Consider the following 17,424-nt stretch of genomic DNA (forward strand, 5'->3'; position numbering starts at 1 on the left):
CCGGCCGGAGGTCGGGGGACCGTTGAAGGGTGCGAGCCGCGCGCAGGCGAGACCGAGCGAAGTGAGGATTCGGCATGAACGCCGCGCAGCCGAGCAGCGCTCCGTCCCTGCGCCGCTATCTCGACCACCCGCGGGGCGGCCCGACCGTGCTGCGCATCGTGCTGGGCACCCAGCTGCGCCGGCTGCGGGAAGCGGCGGGCATCACCCGGGAGGCCGCCGGGGACGCCATCCGCGGCTCGCACGCCAAGATCAGCCGGCTGGAGCTCGGCCGGGTGAGCTGCAAGGAGCGGGATGTCGCCGATCTGCTGACGCTCTACAACGTCACGGACGAGGCGGTCCGCGCCGACTTCCTCAAGCTGGCCCGCCGGACCAGCAGCCCCGGTTGGTGGCATCAGTACGGCGATGTGCTGCCCGGCTGGTTCGAGACGCATATCGGCCTCGAAGAGGCCGCCTCGGTGATCCGCACCTACGAAGTCCAGTTCGTGCCGGGCCTGTTGCAGACCGCCGACTACGCCCGTGCGGTGGCGCAGCTCGGTCATCCGCGGTCCTCACCCGAGGAGATCGAGCGCCGGGTGCAGCTGCGGGTCCAGCGTCAGGAACTGCTGACCGTCCCGGACGCGCCGCGGGTGTGGGCGGTGATCGACGAGGCGTCCCTGCGCCGCCCGCTCGGCGGGCCGGAGGTGATGGCGGGCCAGCTCAGACATCTGCTGAAGATGACCGAGCTGCCGAATGTGACGCTCCAGATCGCGCCGTTCAGCCTCGGTGGACTGGCGGCGGCCGGTGGTCCGATCACGATCCTGCGGTTCCTGGAGCCGGATCTGCCGGACATCGTCTATCTGGAACAGCTGACCAGCGCGCTCTATCTGGACAAGCGCGATGATGTGGACCACTACCTCGCGGTGATGGACCGGCTCAGCGCCCAGTCCGAGTCGCCGCGCGAATCCGTGGCGATCCTGGAGCGGCTGCTCAAGCAGGAGAGCTGATCCGTCTGGTCCCGGCGGAGCGGGGCGGGGCACCCACCGGGGTGCACCGCCCCGCTTCCACGTTGCGGGGCGCCCGCGCTACGGCTTGCGGACGACGCCGCCGTACTCGATCCACTCCTGGGTGAGCTGCTTGGGGCCGATGTCCGCGTCCGGCTTCCAGGTGGAGACCTCCACCAGGCCCGGCTCCTGGACCTCCAGCCCCTCCAGAAATCCGGCCAGTTCATGCGCCTGGCGTACCCGCCCCCACTGGCCTTGGGTGCTGACCCGCATGAATTCGGTGACGAAGTCGCGGGTCGCGGCGTCCTCGCTGACCAGCTGGCACACCACCAGGAAGCTGCCGGGAACCAGCCGGTCGGCGACCCGCTTGATCAGACCCGCCGGGTCGTCGGCGTCCGGTATGCAGTGGAGTACGGAGACGAACAGCGCGGCGACGGGCTGCTCGAAGTCGATCAGCCGCTCGACCTCGGGGCTGCTGAAGATGCCATCGGTGTCCCGCATATCCGCCTGGATGACCGCGGTGTTGGCGTTCTCCTCCAGCAGCGCCCGGCCGTGCGCCAGCACGATGGGGTCGTTGTCGACGTACACCACACGGGAATCCGGGTCGACCTGCTGGGCGACCTGGTGGACGTTGTCCTGGGTCGGCAGACCTGATCCGTGGTCGATGAACTGCCGGATGCCGTGTTCACGCGCCAGCCAGCGGACCACCCGCTGAAGGAAACGCCGGTTGTTGATCGCCAGCACCTGGGTGCTCGGGACGACCTTGCTCAGCTCGTCACATGCCTCGCGGTCGACGGCGTAGTTGTCCTTGCCACCGAGGTAGTAGTCGTACATCCGCGCCACACTCGGGATGCTGACGTCGACGGCGCTGGACTGCGGTCGCGTCTCTTGGCTCATTCCACACTTTCCCGTCGCTTCGACAGCCCTCAGGCAGGGGGCAGCGGCTGACCGTTGCGTGATTGTACGACCACGCCCCGCAGTCCCCAACATACCCAGCGGAAGGCTGCTGTCGCAGACGAGCGACCGTGTTCCTTGCGTCAGAAAGCGAGGTGACGGAGCGTCAGGACCCCGGAGGGGGTACGGGCCGCCACCACGCCACTCGCAGGCGGCGGCCCGTTCCATGTCCGGCGACACCCAAACGCCGGGCACACCCCCCGCGCGGCCGGGCCCGGCCCAGGAGCACACACCCGGGCCCTGCCGCATCCGGTTCCGTCCCGGCAGGCACCCGAGCAACTGCCGTTACGGACTGGGGTGTTACGTGAGATCGCCTACCACCCTCACCCCGCTTTACACCTACCGATCACGACGCCGATCAGCACCGCTCGCCACCCGCAACCTGACGCCCAGGTAAACTTACTCACCAGTAAGGTGGGGGTAAGGTGGCACGAATGAGCGACATACGCAGGCGACGCCTCCCCCGGCCGGTCCGGGAGCAGCTGATCATCGACGCGGCGATCGGGGTCTTCGCCAAGCGCGGCTACCACGCCTCCGCGGTCGACGAGATCGCGGAACTCGCCGGAATTTCCAAGCCGATGGTCTATCTGTATCTCGACTCCAAGGAGGGACTGTTCCTCGCCTGTCTGCGCCGCGAGACCGAGCGCCTGGTGACCGCGTTCCGGGCCGCCGCGGGCCCGGCCCCCTCCCCCGAACTGCGGCTGCGGGCGGGGCTGCTGGCGTTCTTCACCTTCGTCACCGAACGCCCGGACAGCTGGGTGGTGCTGCACCGCCAGGCGTCGGAGCTGAGCCCGGCGATAGCGGCGGAGCTGGCGCGGAGCCGGCAGGCGGTGCTGACCGAGGTCTCCGGAGTCGTCCGGACCTGTGGCGCGGAGCGCGGCGGCCCCGCCTGTGCCGAGGACGAGGCCGACTTCGTGGCGTACACCCTGGTCGGGGCGGCGGACTCGCTCACCGACTGGATGGTGCTGCATCCCGACGAGCCCCCGGAGCGGATCACCGTGCGGCTGATGAACATGGTGTGGGTGGGGATGCGCAATGTCCTCGACGGGGAGGTGTGGACGACCCCGGCCACGGAGGGGTAGGGCGCCGCCGCCTCGCCGTCCCTACTGGTGGGCACCCCGGCCCGGCGGGTAGAAGGGACGGATGACCATGAACAAGAGTGAACTGACGCCCCGTCCGGGAATTCCGCCCACCGCCGAGGAGATGGTGCTGGCCAACCAGGCCAACTGGGACGCCCGCACCCCGGTCCATGTGGCCAGCGAGTTCTACGGGCTGGACGGCTCGCGCACCGCCGAGGACTGGTTCGCACCCTTCGAGTGGACCGATCTCGGCGAGCTGACCGGGCGGGACCTGCTGCATTTACAGTGCCATCTGGGCACCGAGACGGCCGCCTTCGCGGAGCGCGGCGCGCGCACGGTGGGGCTCGACTTCTCGGCGGCGGCGGTGACGGAGGCGCGGCGGCTGGCCGAGGAGGGCGGCCGGGACATGGAGTTCGTCCAGGCGGATGTGCACCGGGCCCCGGAGGCGCTCGGTGCACGGCGCTTCGATGTGATCTACACCGGCAAGGGGGCGCTGTGCTACCTGCCGGACCTGACCGCCTGGGCGGGGATCGTCAGCTCGCTGCTCCGGCCCGGCGGGACGTTCTATCTGGTCGAGTTCCATCCGCTGCTGGACTCCCTGGGGCCGGCCGGTGGCCCGGACCAGCAGGAACTCCGGCTCCGGAACGACTACTTAGGGGGTCGTGGTCCCCTCAGGAGCGATACGCCGTGCACCTACACCGATGGTCCGCCGGTGCAGGGCGCCACCACGAGCTATGAGTGGCGGCACGGCCTCGGGGAGGTCATCTCCGCCGTGGTCGGCGCGGGGCTGACCGTCCAACTGGTCCGGGAGACCGAGCTGCTGCCCTGGAAGCGGTTCGACTCGATGGTGCCGGGCGAGAACGGCTGGTGGCGCCTTCCGCCGTCGGAGCCGATCGTTCCGCTGCTGTACGCGCTGCGGGCCGTCAAGAACTGAGGCCGTACGGCGGCCGGTGGCGGCAGATGTGCGGCGGTCATCCGGTGGTCCGGAGCCTTCGGGCCACCGGAGAGCGCGGCCCGGGGCACGCCCTAACGGGCGGTCGGCACACCGGGCGGAGCGGTGACCCGCGCAAGGCCGCGGCGATATAACAGCCCGGGACGACCGCAGAGCTCGCGCTCACCGACGACGGTGAATCCTGAGCGGGCCAGGACGGCCCGCGATGCCGGGTTGTCGAGCGTGGTCGCGGCGCGCAGGGTGGTCAGCCCGTAGTTGGTGGCGGCGAGGTCGCACAGCTTCCGTACGGCCCGGGTGGCCAGCCCCCGGCCCGTGGCGCGCTCGGCGATCCGGTACCCGAGTTCGGCGCCACCCGCCGCGACATCCAGCAGGTTGACCCGTCCCAGCACCTCGTCTTCGGCGCCGACCAGGACGTGGAAGTAGCAGATCCCGGCCGCCTGTTCGGCGAGCAGGGCGGAGTGCCGTTCGTCGAACCGGGCGAAGTAGTCATCGCCCCGGTCGGGGACGGACGCGGCGAAGTAGGCCCGGTTCTCCTGCTCGAAGGCGAGCAGCGCGGGGGCGTGGCCTGGGCGGAGCAGCTGTATCTCGGGCATGGACAGGAATATAGGCAACCCGGCCGGCATCCGGTTCTTGTTTTGCGGCAGCTGCGGCAGCTGCGGCAGCTTCCGCAGCTTCCGCAGCCGCGGCAGGCGCCTCAGTTCGCCGGCCCGTGGAACCGGCGGTGGGTCAGCGCCCACCAGACCTCGGCCAGGTCGGCCGGGTCACGGAGGTTGGTGCCGGTGATCTCCTCGAAGCGCCGCAGGCGGTTGCGCAGGGTGTTGGGGTGGACATAGAGGGTCCGCGCGGCGGCCTCCAGGCGCAGGCCCTGTCGTAGGTAGGCGGCCGCGGCCTCCGCCAACTGGGCGCCGTCCTCGCCCCGTTCGGCCAGCGGGGCCAGGCGGAGCCGTACCAGCTGTTCTCCCACGGCCGGCAGCGCCACGACCGTGGCCCGCAGCCCCAGCTCCTCACGGGTGTACGCGCCGACGAGCCCGAATCCGGCGGCGGCCCGCAACGCCTGGGTGGCCCGGGGGAATTCGGTGGCGACCCCGGAGACGGGCGCCGGGGCGCCCAGGCCCAGGATCAGGCTGCGGCACAGCCCGGCCGGGCGCCCGACCAGCAGTCCCGCCACATCCCCGTCCACGGTCGTGACCAGGGGGCGCCCCGCCTCGTCCAGGGCGAGCCAGGGCCGCAGCAGCGCGACGGTCCGGTGGAACGCGCGGTCACCGGGGCCGGGATGGCCCGTGGCGGCGGGGGCACCGTCCGGTGCGCCGGGTGGGGAGACCTCGGGCAGCCGCGCCCGGAACGGCAGGCGGAGGGCGCTGTGTTCGTAGCAGCCGTCCCCGTCCTCCGCGTCGTCGGCGTGCCCCTCGGGCCGGTACCCTTCGGCCGGGCCGTCACCGGTACGCCCGGCGCCCCAGGCACCGAGGGACGTGTCCCACCGTGCCTCGCCGAGCAGCAGGGCGCGGACCATGGCCGCATGCCGGCGCTCGGCCGGCGGGTCGTCGCCCCGGAGGCCGGCCCGGCAGCTGCGCACGATCCGCAGGGTGTTGGCGTCGACCCAGGCGCGCAGGGTCTCGGCGATCGGCAGCAGGTCCTCGGCGGTCCCGCCCCGGGCCGTCATCTCCTCGCCGAACCGCCGCCAGACGATATCCGTGCCGATCCGGTAGGCCGAGATGACGTCCTCGACGGGCAACGACCGGGCCAGGGAGGTCACCTCGTCGAGATGGGTCTCCGGGATGCCGTGCGCGGGGCCGTCGCCGCGGCCGGCCACCCGCGCGCTCCGCCGCTCCTCGGCCCAGCGCTGCACCAGCGAGAGGCCGTTGCGCAGGGACGCCAGCACCCTCGGCCGCAGCCGGTCCGCCGACACGGCCGCGTAGGAGGGGAGTTGGGCCCGCAGGACGTCGATGACCTCGTCGGTGAGCGCGTCGATGCCGGCGTGCAGCGCGGCGGCGGACTCCGGCACCGTTGTGGAAGTCTCCACCCGTCCCCTCCCGACTCGGTGTCTTTCCCCATGGCGAAAGCGATCATTCGTCGCCATGCTACGAGGAAGCCGCCCGAACCCCTACAGATGTTCGAACTTGGACGACTTTCCCCAGCCGTCCGGACTCGTCCCGGCGTTCGGTGCGCGGCCCGCTGTGCCTCTCCCCGTCACCCCCCGCACCATCGAGGAATTCCATGGCTGTTTCCTGGCGTCGTATCGCGGTGCCCGCCGCCGCGGTCGGCGTACTCGTCCCCGCCGCCCTCGGCACCCACGCGCTGCTCTCGGGCCCCGACAAGCCGCGCACGTCCTCGGCCGGCATACCGGCCGCCGGGCCGACCGCCCCCGGCGCCGTTCCGGACGATGCCCAGGCCACCGGTCCGGAGGGCGGTGCCGCGGTCGCCAGGCCGTCCGACGCGCCGAGCCCGTCCGGCAATTCGGTCTCCGTACAGCTCTCGTCGTACGACGCGCACCGCAAGCAGGCGGAGCTCAAGCCGTCGGCCGGCAAGACCGTACGGTCCGGGGATGTGGTCGCCGCCGCGCCCAACCGGCACGCCCCCTCGGGTGCGCTGTTCAAGGTCCGCAAGGTCACCGGCTCGCACGACGGCAAGGTCCGGGTGACCACCGCCCCCGCCACGCTCTCGGAGCTGCTCGGCGATCAGAACGTGGACCAGCGCACCGCGTTGCGTCCCGGCGAGATCTCGGTCAAGCCGCTCTCCTCGGGTGTCACCGTCCAGAAGCGCCCCGGTGCGGACGGCGGCGGCACGGCCACTCCGTCCGGTGAGCCGGGCACGCCGTCCGGCAGCCCGGACGCCACCGCCTCCGGCTCCCCGAGCCCTTCGGCGTCCGACTCCTCCGGGGTCCGCACCCAGCTCGTGCCCTCCGGCACCCGGGCCCCCGCCTCCTCCGACAGCGCGCTGTCGCCCGAGGCGCGGAAGGCGCTCACCACCCTGCGGCTGGGGCTCAATGTGCCGCTGCCCAAGGGCGTGCAGGCGACCGCCAAGTCTCCGGCCCGGCTGTCCGGCGAGGTGTCGTTCCGGCCCGAGCTGATCTTCCAGTACGAGAAGCGCGGCGGGCTGAACCTGCTGCCGCAGCGGGCCGCCATCGGCCTCGGCGGCTCCTACGGCTATGGCTGGCAGGTGCACGGCAAGGTGCGGGGCACCGCGGACACCGGACAGGTCGCGGTGCCGATCGCGGCGGTCACCGGCCGGCACGTCTTCTGGGTCGGCCCGGTCCCCGTCGTGGTCAGCACCGAGGTCACCTTCACCTACCGCTTCACCGCGGACGGCCGCATCGTGCTCGACGCCGACCAGCGCACCAACGGTTCGTTCGCCGTCGGCGCGAAGTACGACCGCAGCAACGGGTGGCAGCCGCTGCACGAGGCGCGGCAGCAGACGAAAGGCGCGGCGCCGCGGGTCGAGGGCGCGGCCTCCGCGACGGCCCGTATCGGGGCGCGGGCCGAGGTGTTCCTGTACGACACGGCGGGCGTCGGCGGTGAGCTGTCCGTCCACCTCACCGGGCGGGCCGCGGCCGCGACCGGTGGCGGCGCCCCGGCATGGGCGCTCAGCGCGGGCTACGACCTGAAGACCGAGCTGATGCTGCAACTGAAGATCTTCGGCATTCAGATCGCCGATCTGCGGACCACGCCGTTCGCCCTGCACGACGAGCGGAAGCTCTTCGGACGGGGGAAGCTGCCCGCCGCCTGATCCCGCGGCGAAACGACCGCCGGCGCCCCCGGAGACACCTGTTCCCGGGGGCGCCGTGCTTGGTGGACGGCGGCCGACCCGGCCGCGGTCATCCTGCCGCCGTCACCCCAGCCGCCGGTACACCGAGCGCAGCAGTTGGTCCTTGGCCGGGCCGCCGACCCGCCACTCCAGATGCCATTCGTCCGGCCCGACGACGGTGAAGGTCCCCTCGTACCGGTCCGCGGCACAGGGGTGGACGGCGGTCCACCGGCCGGTCCTGAGGTCGAGGTCGTGGAAGGGCCGGCCGTCGGCGAATTCGACCCCGGCGGTGCCGTCCGGGCGGGGCCGCAGACGCAGCGTGCGGCTCGCGGGCTGCACCGTCCCGCCCCAGGCCAGCCGCCCCTCCTCGTGGTGCAGCAGCGTCCCGCCCGTCGCGTCGGGCCGGAACTCGGCGGTGCCGCGGTATCGGCCCTCGGGGCCGTTCCGCAGGTCGGCCACGGTGCGCTCGATGCTCCAGCGGCCGGAGAGGTAGGCCGCGACATCGGGCACGGGGTGCGGCCCGGGGGCCGTCCCTTCCCGGTCCCGCCCCGGCTTCCGCTCCCGGCTCAGCTCACTGCCCATCCGTCCATTGTCCCGTCCGCCGCACAGGTCACTCCGTCGGCCCCACCCGGTACCGCTCCCCTCTCCCCCGGCCCCTCGTACCGTGCGGAGCCGCACCGCCCGTCTTACTCTCGGTTCAGTGATCGTCACCGAGGTCCGCACGGCGGGCCGACCGGCGGCCTGACGCCGTCGGGCCGGGGCGGCGGGCCCTGCCGCGGCCGCCCCGTACGAGCCCGGAGACCGGAGGCACCACCATGCCGGAGCTGTTCATCGGCGGTCAGTGGACCGCAGCGGCCGACGGGCAGGTGCGTGAGATCCGCTGCCCCGCGGACGGCACGCTGGTCGCGACCGTGGACGAGGGCGGGCCGAAGGACGCGGCGGCAGCGGTCTCCGCCGCCCGCACCGGCTTCGACGACGGGTCCTGGCCCCGCACCCCGGCGGCCGAGCGCGGCCGGCTGGTGCTGCGCGTCGCCGAGCTGCTGGAGCGCGACCGGGACGTGCTGGCCAAGGCCGAGTCGCTGGACACCGGCAAGCGGCTGGTCGAGAGCGGCTACGACATGGACGACATCGCCAACTGCTTCCGCTACTTCGGCAACCTCGGCGCGGCCGGCGGCACCGACCGGGTGGTGGACGCCGGTGCCGCGGAGATCGACAGCACGGTGCGCCACGAGCCGGTCGGTGTCTGCGCGCTGATCACCCCGTGGAACTACCCGCTGCTCCAGACCGCCTGGAAGGTCGCCCCCTGTCTGGTCGCGGGCAACACCTTCATCCTGAAGCCCAGTGAACTGACCCCGCACACCGCCATTCACCTCATGCGGCTGCTGTCCGAGGCCGGGCTGCCCGCCGGCGCCGCCAATCTGGTGCTGGGCACCGGCCCGGCCGTGGGCGCGCTGCTGACCGAGGACCCGCGGGTGGACATGGTCTCGTTCACCGGCGGGCTGCTCACCGGCCGGCGGATCATGGCCGCCGCGGCCCCGACGGTGAAGAAGATCGCGCTGGAGCTGGGCGGCAAGAACCCGAACATCGTCTTCGCGGACGCCGACTTCGACACCGCCGTCGACTACGCCCTGATGGCCGTCTTCCTGCACTCCGGGCAGGTCTGCTCGGCGGGCGCCCGGCTGCTCGTCCAGGAGGAGCTGCACGACGCCTTCGTCGACGAACTGGTCTCCCGCGCCCAGCGGATCCGGCTCGGCGGACCGTTCGACGAGCACGCCCGCACCGGCCCGCTGATCTCGGCCGCGCACCGCGCCAAGGTCGAGGCGTATGTGGCGGCCGGGCTGGAAGAGGGTGCCGTACTGCTCTGCGGCGGCTCCCCGCCCGACGATCCGTCGCTGTCGAACGGCTTCTACTATCTGCCGACCGTGCTGGACGAGTGCACCCCGGACATGTCCGTCGTCCGCGACGAGAGCTTCGGCCCGGTGCTGACCGTCGAGCGGTTCCGGGACGAGGACGAGGCGGTCTCGCTGGCCAACGACACGGTGTACGGGCTGGCCGGGGCGGTGTGGACGCAGGACAGCGAGCGGGCCCACCGGGTCGCCGCCCGGATGCGCGCGGGCACGGTGTGGATCAACGACTTCCACCCCTATGTGCCACAGGCGGAGTGGGGCGGGATGAAGCAGTCCGGTGTCGGCCGCGAGCTGGGGCCCGCGGGGCTGGCCGAGTACCAGGAGGCCAAGCACGTCTGGCGCAACACCGCGCCACGGCCGCAGAGGTGGTTCGAGTGACCGGCTCGGAGTCCCCCCACCATGGCGGCCGGGCCCACGGTGAGCACGACGACGACTCGCTCGCCGAGCTCGGCTACAAGCCGGAACTCAAGCGCACCCTGGGCAACTTCCACACCTTCGCCGCCGGCATCAGCTATATCTCCATCCTGACCGGCACCTTCCAGCTGTTCTACTTCGGCATCGCGCACGGCGGACCGGCCTACTGGTGGTCCTGGCCGATGGTCTTCGTCGGCCAGCTGATGGTGGCGCTGTGCTTCTGTGAACTGGCCGCCCGTTACCCGGTGGCCGGATCGGTCTACAACTGGGCCAAGAAGCTCGGCGGCCCGCACATCGGCTGGCTCGGCGGTTGGATGATGCTGACCGCGACCATGGTCTCGCTGTCCGCGGTGGCGCTGGCCTACCAGGTGACGCTGCCGCAGATCTCCTCGTGGTTCCAGTTCATCGGTGACGGCACCGGGAAGTCCGCGGCCGAGAACGCCGTCCTGCTGGGCACCGTGCTCATCGCGTTCACCACGCTGGTCAACGCCTTCGGCGTCAAGCTCATGGCACGGATCAACTCCGCGGGCGTGGCGATCGAGCTGATCGCCGCCATCGTCCTGATCCTGCTGCTCGCCGCGCATGTCACCCGCGGCCCCGACGTCGTGACCGACACCTTCGGTCTGGGCGCGGGCGAGAACCTCGGCTACTTCGGTGCGTTCCTGACCGCGTCGCTGGCCTCGGCCTATGTCATGTACGGCTTCGACACCGCCTCGTCACTCGGCGAGGAGTCCAAGGACCCCGGCCGCAACGCCCCCCGCGCGATCCTCCGGGCGCTGGTCGCGTCGTTCCTCATCGGCGGTCTGATCCTGCTGTTCGCGCTGATGTCGGTGCCCGATCTTCAGGCCGAACAGCTGAAGGTGGACGGTCTCCAGTACGTGGTGCTCTCCACGCTCGGCTCGACCATCGGGCAGATCGTGCTCTGGTGTGTGGTCATCGCGATCACCGTGTGCGAACTGGCGGTGCACACCGCCGGTATCCGCCTCGCGTTCGCGATGGCGCGGGACAACAACCTCCCGGCCGCCTCCCTGCTCGCCAAGGTCAGCCCGCGCTTCCAGACGCCGGTGCTGCCGGCCGTCATCATCGGGCTGGTGGCGATCGGCATCCTCGTCATCAACGTCAATCAGCCACAGATCTTCTCGGTGATCACCAGTATCGCGATCATCATGATCTACCTGGCCTATCTGTCGGTCACCCTGCCGATGCTGGTCCAGCGGCTGCGGGGCAACTGGACCCCGGCCAAGGGCAAGTTCTCCCTCGGCAAGTTCGGCATTCCGGTGAACCTCCTGGCGGTGCTCTGGGGCATCGCGATGTCCCTGAACCTCGCCTGGCCGCGCGCCGCGGTCTACAACGCGACCGGCCCGCAGCACTGGTATCTGCGCTGGGGCGCCTTCCTGTTCATCGGTGTCGTGGGGCTCGGCGGCTTCGCCTACTACTGGTTCGTCCAGCGCAAGAAGACGGGCGTCCTGGCCATGCACGCCGCCGTCCACCCGGACCGCGGCACCTCGGGCGACGCCGGCAACCCCACCCCCTGATCTGGAGACGGCACGATGTCCCAAGAGGCTCCTGTGGACGAGTTCGACTATGTCGTGGTCGGCGGCGGCACAGCCGGCGCGGTCGTGGCGGCCCGGCTCAGCGAGGATCCGGCGGTCACCGTCTGCCTGCTGGAGGCCGGCCCGTCCGATGTCGGCGACGAGAACGTGCTGCGCCTGGACCGCTGGATGGGACTGCTGGAGTCCGGCTACGACTGGGACTATCCGGTCGAACCGCAGGAGAACGGCAACAGCTTCCTGCGGCACGCCCGTGCCAAGGTGCTGGGCGGCTGCTCCTCGCACAACTCCTGTATCGCCTTCTGGGCCCCGGCCGAGGATCTCGACGAGTGGGCCGCGATGGGCTGTACGGGCTGGAGCGCGGCCGACTGCTTCCCGCTCTTCCAGCGGCTGGAGAACAACGACGGCCCGGGCGACCACCACGGCCACGACGGCCCGGTCGTCCTGCGCACCGTCCCGCCCCACGACCCGTGCGGAGTGGCCCTCCTGGAAGCCTGCGCGGCGGCCGGCATCCCGACCGCCGCCTTCAACACCGGCAAGACCGTCATCCGGGGCGCCAACTGGTTCCAGATCAACTGCCGCCCCGACGGCACCCGTTCCTCGGCCTCGGTGTCCTATCTCCACCCCGTCATGGGCACCCGCAAGAACCTGGAGGTACGGACCGGTCTCCAGGCCCGGCGCCTGAACTTCGACTCCGCACGGCACTGCACCGGCGTGGACTACCTCGCCCCCGACCTGATCCACACCCGCACGGTCAACGCCCGCCGCGAGACCGTCGTCTCCTGCGGCTCCATCGACTCGCCCAAGCTCCTGATGCTCTCCGGCATCGGCCCGGCCACCCATCTGCGCGCCACCGGCATCGAGCCGATCGTCGACTCCCCCGGCGTGGGCTCCAGCCTCCAGGACCACCCGGAGGGCGTGATCATGTGGGACGCCAAGCAGCCCATGGTCCGCTCCTCCACCCAGTGGTGGGAGATCGGCATCTTCGCCGACACCGAGCCGGGCCTGGACCGCCCGGACCTGATGTTCCACTACGGCCAGGTGCCCTTCGACATGAACACCTACCGCCGCGGCTACCCCACCTCGGAGAACGCCTTCTGCCTCACCCCGAACGTCACCCGCGCCCGCTCCCTGGGCACCGTACGGCTGCGCACCCGCGACTTCCGTGACAAGCCCAAGGTCGACCCGCGCTACTTCACCGACGAGCACGACATCCGCGTCATGACCCATGGGCTCCGGCTCGCCCGCGAGATCATCGCCCAGCCCCCCATGGCCGACTGGGCGGGCACCGAGCTCGCCCCGGGCCCCTCCGCCCAATCCGACGCCGAGCTCCTCGACTACATCCGCACCACCCACAACACCGTCTACCACCCCGCCTGCACGGTCCGGATGGGCTCCGCCGACGACCAGGCCACCCCGCTCGACCCCCAGCTGCGGGTCAAGGGCGTCACGGGTCTGCGGGTGGCCGACGGTTCGGTGATGCCGTTCCTGCCGGCGGTGAACCCGTGCATCACGACGATGATGATCGGGGAGAAGTGCGCGGACCTGATGCGGGGCGCATGACCTGGGCGCATGACCGCGGCGCATGACCTGGGCGCACGAAAGACCTACGAGGTGGGCTCCCTTCGCCGGCATTGTCCGGATCAGGTGCTTGGGGGTCGCCGTCCGGTCTTACGACCTTTCAGCCTCTCAGCCCGACCTTTCCTCTTGTCCTCGGCGAGAGCCAGAGCTCCCTTCCCCGAGGCCAGTCCGGTCGAACTCCCTCGCTCGCCCCGTAGGCCGGCCTTCAGGATACTCCCACAGAACGGGACATAACACCCCTATCGCCCACCTTTTCGACGCCCTCCACGGCGCCCCCGGGGCGGAGCCCCCTGCGGACCGCTAGAGCACGTTCCGCAGCAGCAGACACAGAGCCACGGCGACGGGATAGCACCCGACACCGGCCCAGGTGATCAGCCGCCGCGAGCTGCGCCGCCCGAACCACACGAGCACCAGCCCGGCGTGCGTCACCACCAAAGCAAGAAAAGGGAGAACCTTGGGGAGGTCATACGCAAATGCGCAATAAACCCACACCCAAGGAAGCAGCACCCCGAAAAAGAGGGGAAGCAGCCGGTACGGTATCAGCGCGCCAAGAGACGACCGAAGCGGTCTGGCACGCGGCCGAGGCGTGCGGCGCCCGGCCCGAAGGGGTCCTGGACACCCCAACGAAAATCAGCGTGAATTCGGCGACGCCGAATTCATGTACCGAGGCGCCGGCCCCTGGGTCGGACGCCAGTCCTGCCGCAGGTGCAGAGACGCAGAAAGACCCCTGCTCAGCAGGGGTCTTCGCTGGTGTCCGAGGGGGGACTTGAACCCCCACGCCCGATAAAGGGCACTAGCACCTCAAGCTAGCGCGTCTGCCATTCCGCCACCCGGACTAGGTGTGATCTTCACGGGGCGTTCCCCGCGGCGACATGGACAACAATACCAAGGTTTCGGAGTGCCCTTCACCTGCGTATCCGCTGCCCACATAACCTCGATTTATGGGCAATGATGGACATGTCGCGCATATCAGTGGTCCCCGCAGGCCACGTGCGCTGTCGCCGCTTCGGGAGCATCTGCGGGACACCTTCTGGTTCGCGCCGACGGCGGGGCTGGTGTGTGCCGGGCTTCTGTGGTGGGGGGCGTCTGCGCTCGATCTTGAGATCGTCGCGCTGCTCCAGCGCGAGAAGGCGTATGCGGCGCTGCGGGAACTGGTCTCGATCGCCGAGGACACCAGGACGATCGTGACGACCATCAGCGCGGCGATGATGACCTTCATCGGGGTGGTCTTCAGCATTTCGCTGGTCGCGGTGCAGATGGCCAGCGGTCAGCTCACCCCGCGGGTCGTGCGGATCTTCATCCGGAGCCGGATCAGCAAGATCACGCTCAGCGTCTTCCTGGCGACCTTCCTGTTCTCGCTGCTGGTGCTCACCTCGTACGAGAGCGAGCCCGACATCCGCCAGGTCACCTCGGTGCCCGTGGTGCAGAACGTGCTGACGATGGTCCTGGTGGTGCTCAGCCTGTTGCTGTTCATCGCGTATGTGTCGGCCACGCTGCGGCTGATGCAGGTGGGGCCGGTGGTCGACCGGATCACCCGGGAGACGCTGCGGATGCTGGCGCGGCAGGGCACGGGCAAGGAGGGCGCGGAGGACGGGGGCTCCCTGGCGGCCGAGACGGGGCGGGTCGCGCACACCGGCCGGGCCGGGCTCGTACGGGATGTGCATGTGGCGCGTCTGGTGCGGGTGGCGCGGCGGCAGGGGGTCGTGCTGCGGCTGTTGCCGCGGATCGGGGATTTCGTGCTGCCGGGGACGCCGGTGCTGGCGGTGCACGGCGAGACGGTGCCGCCCCGGTGGGCGTTGCGGCGCACGGTGTCGGTGGGGGTGGAGCGCACCTTTCACCAGGATCTCGGGCTCGGGCTGCGGCAGTTGTCGGACATCGCGCTGCGGGCGCTGTCGCCGGCGGTGAACGATCCGACCACGGCCGTGCAGTGCCTGGACCGGATCGTGCAGATTCTCGCGGCGGTGGTGGGGCGGCCGCTCGGGGCGGTGCACCACCGGGACCGCCGGGGCGCGGTGCGGCTGGTGCAGAACGTACCGGCCTGGGCCGACCTGGTGGACCTGGGGCTGACCGAGATCCGGGCGTCAGCGGTGCACAGTCCGCAGGTCAGCCGGCGGATGCTGGCCGGGATCGACGATCTGCTGCGGCTCGCACCGGAACCACGGCGGGAGCCGCTGGTGCGGCACCGCACGCTGCTGCTCCAGGCGGTGGAGCGCGCGGTGCCGGCGGCAGCGGACCGGCGGTTCGCCTCGTCCCCCGACCGGCAGGGGATCGGCTAGGGGACGTCTCTGGCGGTGCCCGACACCGCAGGCCCACCAAGAGCGGAGAGACGCCCCCTAGTACCGGTCCGGCGCCTGGTTACGGCATCAGGTGGTAGTCGGGGAAGTTGCCCGGCAGACGTTCGGGCTCCGGGCCTTCGGTGACCGCGCGGACGAGGAGTTCGCCGCCGACGAAGGCACCGCTCCAGGAGTTGCCGAAGCCGCCGAAGAGTTCATCGCGGTCGCCCCGGGAACGGGGCTTGCCGTGGCCGACCTTGAAGGCGCGGATCTGCGGCGCGAGGCGGTCGTAGGTGTCCTTGTCGTCGCAGGAGAGGCTGGCGACCAGGGCGCCGTTGCTGGCGTTCATGGCGGCGAGGAGTTCCGCCTCGGTGTCGACGAGGACGAGGGTGTCGACGGGGCCGAAGGGCTCGGCGTGGTGGAGCGGGGAGGACGGGGGCGGGGCCAGGAGCGTGGTCGGCGGGAGGTAGGCCGAGGTGTCCTGGGACGGCAGGAAGTGACCGTCCGCCAGGCTGCCGCGGTGCAGGGGAACCGCGCCCCGGGAGATCGCCTCGTTGGTGAGGTCGGCGAGTTCCTTGGCCTTGGCGGCGTTGATCAGCGGGCCGAAGTCGAGTTCGGGGAGCGGATCGGCGGGGTCGGCGACGGCCAGGGGGTGGCCGAAGCGGACGGTGCGGACGGCCGGGAGGTAGGCGGCGAGGAAGTCGGCGAAGGCTTCACGCTGGACGACGAAGCGGGGGTAGGCGGTGCAGCGCTGCTTGGCGTAGTCGAAGGTCTTGCGGAGCAGCGGCGTCAGGGCCGGCCAGTCGCTGAAGTTCCAGATGCCCCAGGTGTTGAGGCCCTCCTGTTCGAGGATGTGGCGTTTGCCGAGGTCGGCGACGGCGGTGGCGACCCGGGCGCCGGTGTCCCGGCCGCCGACGAAGGACACACAGCCGATTTCGGGGGAGCGGACGAGGGAGGGCGAGAGCTCCTTGCCGCTGCCGCTGACGAGGGTGGCCGGGACGCCTTCCCGGGCGGCCAGCGCGCAGGCGAGGGTGAGGCACACCAGGCCGCCGTCGGTGGGGGTCTTGGCGATCACCGCGTTGCCGGCCAGCGCCTGCACCAGCATCGCGTGGATCAGGACCGACATCGGGTAGTTCCAGCTGGCGATGTTGCTGACCGGGCCGGGCAGCGGGGTGCGGTCGACGAGCATCCGGTCGATCTCGGAGACGTACCAGCGGACCCCGTCGATGGCCCGGTCGACGTCCGCCTGCGCGAGCTTCCAGGGCTTGCCGATCTCCCAGACCAGGAGCAGGGCGAGCAGTTCGCGGTGCTCGGTGAGCGCGTCGAGGGTGGCGGAGATCCGGGCCTTGCGTTCGGCCAACGGGACCTGGCGCCAGGCCCGGTGCTGGTCGAGGGAGGCGCGTACCGCGTGCAGCGCGGCGTCCGCGTCGAGCCGGGGCGGGCCGGCGACGGGGCTGCCGTCGACGGGGCTGGTGGCGGGCAGCGGGTGGCCGTCCGGATGCCAGGCGGCGCCCCAGAGGTTGAGGGCCTGGTCGTCGCGGAACGCCTCGGGGGCCGCGGCCAGGCTGCGCTGCCAGGCGTCCTGCCAGGACGTACCGGGCTTGAGTATCAGCGTCGGGGCGGGGCGGTCGCTCCGCGCCGGATCGGCGGGGGATGCGGGGGTGGTGGCCATCATGTGTCTCCGCTCTCGGTGCACGGCCGGAGGGGCAGGGTGGTGGCGCTCGGTCGGCTCCCGGAGGAACCGTGTTACTGGACGGTAGTGGGCGCGGCGACACTGCGGGACGGTCCGGCGTCAGGTATGGCGAGTGTCACTCGGCGTGGGCGGCGGGGCCACCTGGGTGAGGCGACCGTGGGGCCGGACGGTCAAGGGGACGCTGCGCCATTCTTCGGATGAGGCGCGCCCGAGACGGCCGTTGAGGGGCCTCCGGGAGGTGGTGCGTCGTGGCGGGGATGGTGCGTAGTGGCGCCGTTGGTGCGTCGTGGCGGAGGCGCC

At 71.3% G+C, this 17,424-nt stretch carries 14 protein-coding genes, 1 tRNA gene and 1 riboswitch; of the genes, 8 read left to right on the forward strand and 7 right to left on the reverse strand.

What is annotated here, in order from left to right; translation table 11 throughout:
* Positions 1–74 precede the first annotated feature (74 nt).
* Positions 75–983 (forward strand): helix-turn-helix domain-containing protein, encoded by a 909-nt coding sequence (locus ACFWJW_RS11825; RefSeq protein WP_387238348.1) that lies wholly within the window; start codon positions 75–77, stop codon positions 981–983.
* A gap of 78 nt (positions 984–1,061) precedes the next feature.
* Here the strand turns inward: ACFWJW_RS11825 and ACFWJW_RS11830 are convergent, their stop codons facing one another.
* Positions 1,062–1,877 carry an SAM-dependent methyltransferase gene (locus tag ACFWJW_RS11830; protein ID WP_387238351.1) on the reverse strand — a complete coding sequence of 272 codons (816 nt, stop codon included), beginning with the start codon at positions 1,875–1,877 and terminating at the stop codon, positions 1,062–1,064.
* Between the two features lie 491 nt (positions 1,878–2,368).
* Between ACFWJW_RS11830 and ACFWJW_RS11835 the strand changes: the two genes are divergently transcribed.
* Entirely contained in the window at positions 2,369–3,016 is a 648-nt protein-coding gene (locus ACFWJW_RS11835; protein WP_387238354.1) for a TetR/AcrR family transcriptional regulator, read from the forward strand.
* Positions 3,017–3,077: 61 nt separating this feature from the next.
* The gene (locus tag ACFWJW_RS11840) at positions 3,078–3,947 is read left to right on the forward strand and encodes a class I SAM-dependent methyltransferase (RefSeq protein ID WP_387238357.1); all 870 of its coding nucleotides are present in this window, start codon (positions 3,078–3,080) and stop codon (positions 3,945–3,947) included.
* Between the two features lie 92 nt (positions 3,948–4,039).
* Here ACFWJW_RS11840 and ACFWJW_RS11845 read toward each other — a convergent pair whose 3' ends face one another.
* Together ACFWJW_RS11845 and ACFWJW_RS11850 are read right to left on the reverse strand one after the other, a co-directional pair.
* Entirely contained in the window at positions 4,040–4,558 is a 519-nt protein-coding gene (locus tag ACFWJW_RS11845) for a GNAT family N-acetyltransferase (protein WP_387238359.1), read from the reverse strand.
* Positions 4,559–4,659: 101 nt separating this feature from the next.
* Complete coding sequence (locus ACFWJW_RS11850) at positions 4,660–5,985, reverse strand: PucR family transcriptional regulator (RefSeq protein WP_387238362.1); 1,326 nt, start codon at positions 5,983–5,985, stop codon at positions 4,660–4,662.
* A 194-nt stretch (positions 5,986–6,179) separates the two neighbouring features.
* On the opposite strand from ACFWJW_RS11850, the gene ACFWJW_RS11855 reads away from it, so the two are divergent.
* Positions 6,180–7,688 (forward strand): hypothetical protein, encoded by a 1,509-nt coding sequence (locus tag ACFWJW_RS11855; protein ID WP_387238364.1) that lies wholly within the window; start codon positions 6,180–6,182, stop codon positions 7,686–7,688.
* A gap of 102 nt (positions 7,689–7,790) precedes the next feature.
* On the opposite strand, the gene ACFWJW_RS11860 is transcribed toward ACFWJW_RS11855, so the two are convergent.
* Positions 7,791–8,288 (reverse strand): DUF6314 family protein, encoded by a 498-nt coding sequence (locus ACFWJW_RS11860; protein WP_387238367.1) that lies wholly within the window; start codon positions 8,286–8,288, stop codon positions 7,791–7,793.
* A 233-nt stretch (positions 8,289–8,521) separates the two neighbouring features.
* Here ACFWJW_RS11860 and ACFWJW_RS11865 point away from each other — a divergent pair, with 233 nt between their 5' ends.
* From ACFWJW_RS11865 to ACFWJW_RS11875, 3 genes are read left to right on the forward strand one after another with little or no spacing between them, the layout of a single operon-like run.
* Complete coding sequence (locus tag ACFWJW_RS11865; RefSeq protein ID WP_387238370.1) at positions 8,522–9,991, forward strand: aldehyde dehydrogenase family protein; 1,470 nt, start codon at positions 8,522–8,524, stop codon at positions 9,989–9,991.
* Positions 9,988–11,562 carry an APC family permease gene (locus tag ACFWJW_RS11870; protein WP_387238373.1) on the forward strand — a complete coding sequence of 525 codons (1,575 nt, stop codon included), beginning with the start codon at positions 9,988–9,990 and terminating at the stop codon, positions 11,560–11,562. Before ACFWJW_RS11865 ends, ACFWJW_RS11870 begins: the two co-directional genes overlap by 4 nt.
* A gap of 15 nt (positions 11,563–11,577) precedes the next feature.
* On the forward strand, positions 11,578–13,140 hold the full coding sequence (locus ACFWJW_RS11875; RefSeq protein WP_387238376.1) for a GMC family oxidoreductase: 1,563 nt from the start codon (positions 11,578–11,580) through the stop codon (positions 13,138–13,140).
* Positions 13,141–13,180: 40 nt separating this feature from the next.
* A riboswitch (TPP riboswitch) is annotated at positions 13,181–13,323 on the reverse strand.
* A 135-nt stretch (positions 13,324–13,458) separates the two neighbouring features.
* Here the strand turns inward: ACFWJW_RS11875 and ACFWJW_RS11880 are convergent.
* Positions 13,459–13,590, reverse strand: coding sequence for a hypothetical protein (locus ACFWJW_RS11880; protein WP_387238379.1), 132 nt, complete (start codon positions 13,588–13,590; stop codon positions 13,459–13,461).
* 316 nt (positions 13,591–13,906) lie between these two features.
* Positions 13,907–13,994, reverse strand: a tRNA-Leu gene (locus ACFWJW_RS11885).
* A gap of 105 nt (positions 13,995–14,099) precedes the next feature.
* Here ACFWJW_RS11885 and ACFWJW_RS11890 point away from each other — a divergent pair.
* Entirely contained in the window at positions 14,100–15,434 is a 1,335-nt protein-coding gene (locus ACFWJW_RS11890) for a DUF2254 domain-containing protein (RefSeq protein ID WP_387238381.1), read from the forward strand.
* A gap of 79 nt (positions 15,435–15,513) precedes the next feature.
* Here the strand turns inward: ACFWJW_RS11890 and ACFWJW_RS11895 are convergent, their stop codons facing one another.
* Entirely contained in the window at positions 15,514–17,103 is a 1,590-nt protein-coding gene (locus ACFWJW_RS11895) for an aldehyde dehydrogenase family protein (protein ID WP_387238384.1), read from the reverse strand.
* Positions 17,104–17,424 lie beyond the last annotated feature (321 nt).

The sequence above is a fragment of the Streptomyces sp. NPDC127097 genome, assembly GCF_042724075.1.
GTDB lineage: Bacteria > Actinomycetota > Actinomycetes > Streptomycetales > Streptomycetaceae > Streptomyces.

Excerpts from the sequence above, each read along its gene's own strand:
- ACFWJW_RS11835 (WP_387238354.1), top strand. The coding sequence starts at position 2,369 with ATGAGCGACATACGCAGGCGACGCCTCCCCCGGCCGGTCCGGGAGCAG.
- ACFWJW_RS11895 (WP_387238384.1), bottom strand. The coding sequence starts at position 17,103 with ATGGCCACCACCCCCGCATCCCCCGCCGATCCGGCGCGGAGCGACCGC.
- ACFWJW_RS11890 (WP_387238381.1), top strand. The coding sequence starts at position 14,100 with ATGGGCAATGATGGACATGTCGCGCATATCAGTGGTCCCCGCAGGCCA.
- ACFWJW_RS11875 (WP_387238376.1), top strand. The coding sequence starts at position 11,578 with ATGTCCCAAGAGGCTCCTGTGGACGAGTTCGACTATGTCGTGGTCGGC.
- ACFWJW_RS11865 (WP_387238370.1), top strand. The coding sequence starts at position 8,522 with ATGCCGGAGCTGTTCATCGGCGGTCAGTGGACCGCAGCGGCCGACGGG.
- ACFWJW_RS11845 (WP_387238359.1), bottom strand. The coding sequence starts at position 4,558 with ATGCCCGAGATACAGCTGCTCCGCCCAGGCCACGCCCCCGCGCTGCTC.
- ACFWJW_RS11830 (WP_387238351.1), bottom strand. The coding sequence starts at position 1,877 with ATGAGCCAAGAGACGCGACCGCAGTCCAGCGCCGTCGACGTCAGCATC.
- ACFWJW_RS11825 (WP_387238348.1), top strand. The coding sequence starts at position 75 with ATGAACGCCGCGCAGCCGAGCAGCGCTCCGTCCCTGCGCCGCTATCTC.
- ACFWJW_RS11840 (WP_387238357.1), top strand. The coding sequence starts at position 3,078 with ATGACCATGAACAAGAGTGAACTGACGCCCCGTCCGGGAATTCCGCCC.
- ACFWJW_RS11860 (WP_387238367.1), bottom strand. The coding sequence starts at position 8,288 with ATGGGCAGTGAGCTGAGCCGGGAGCGGAAGCCGGGGCGGGACCGGGAA.
- ACFWJW_RS11855 (WP_387238364.1), top strand. The coding sequence starts at position 6,180 with ATGGCTGTTTCCTGGCGTCGTATCGCGGTGCCCGCCGCCGCGGTCGGC.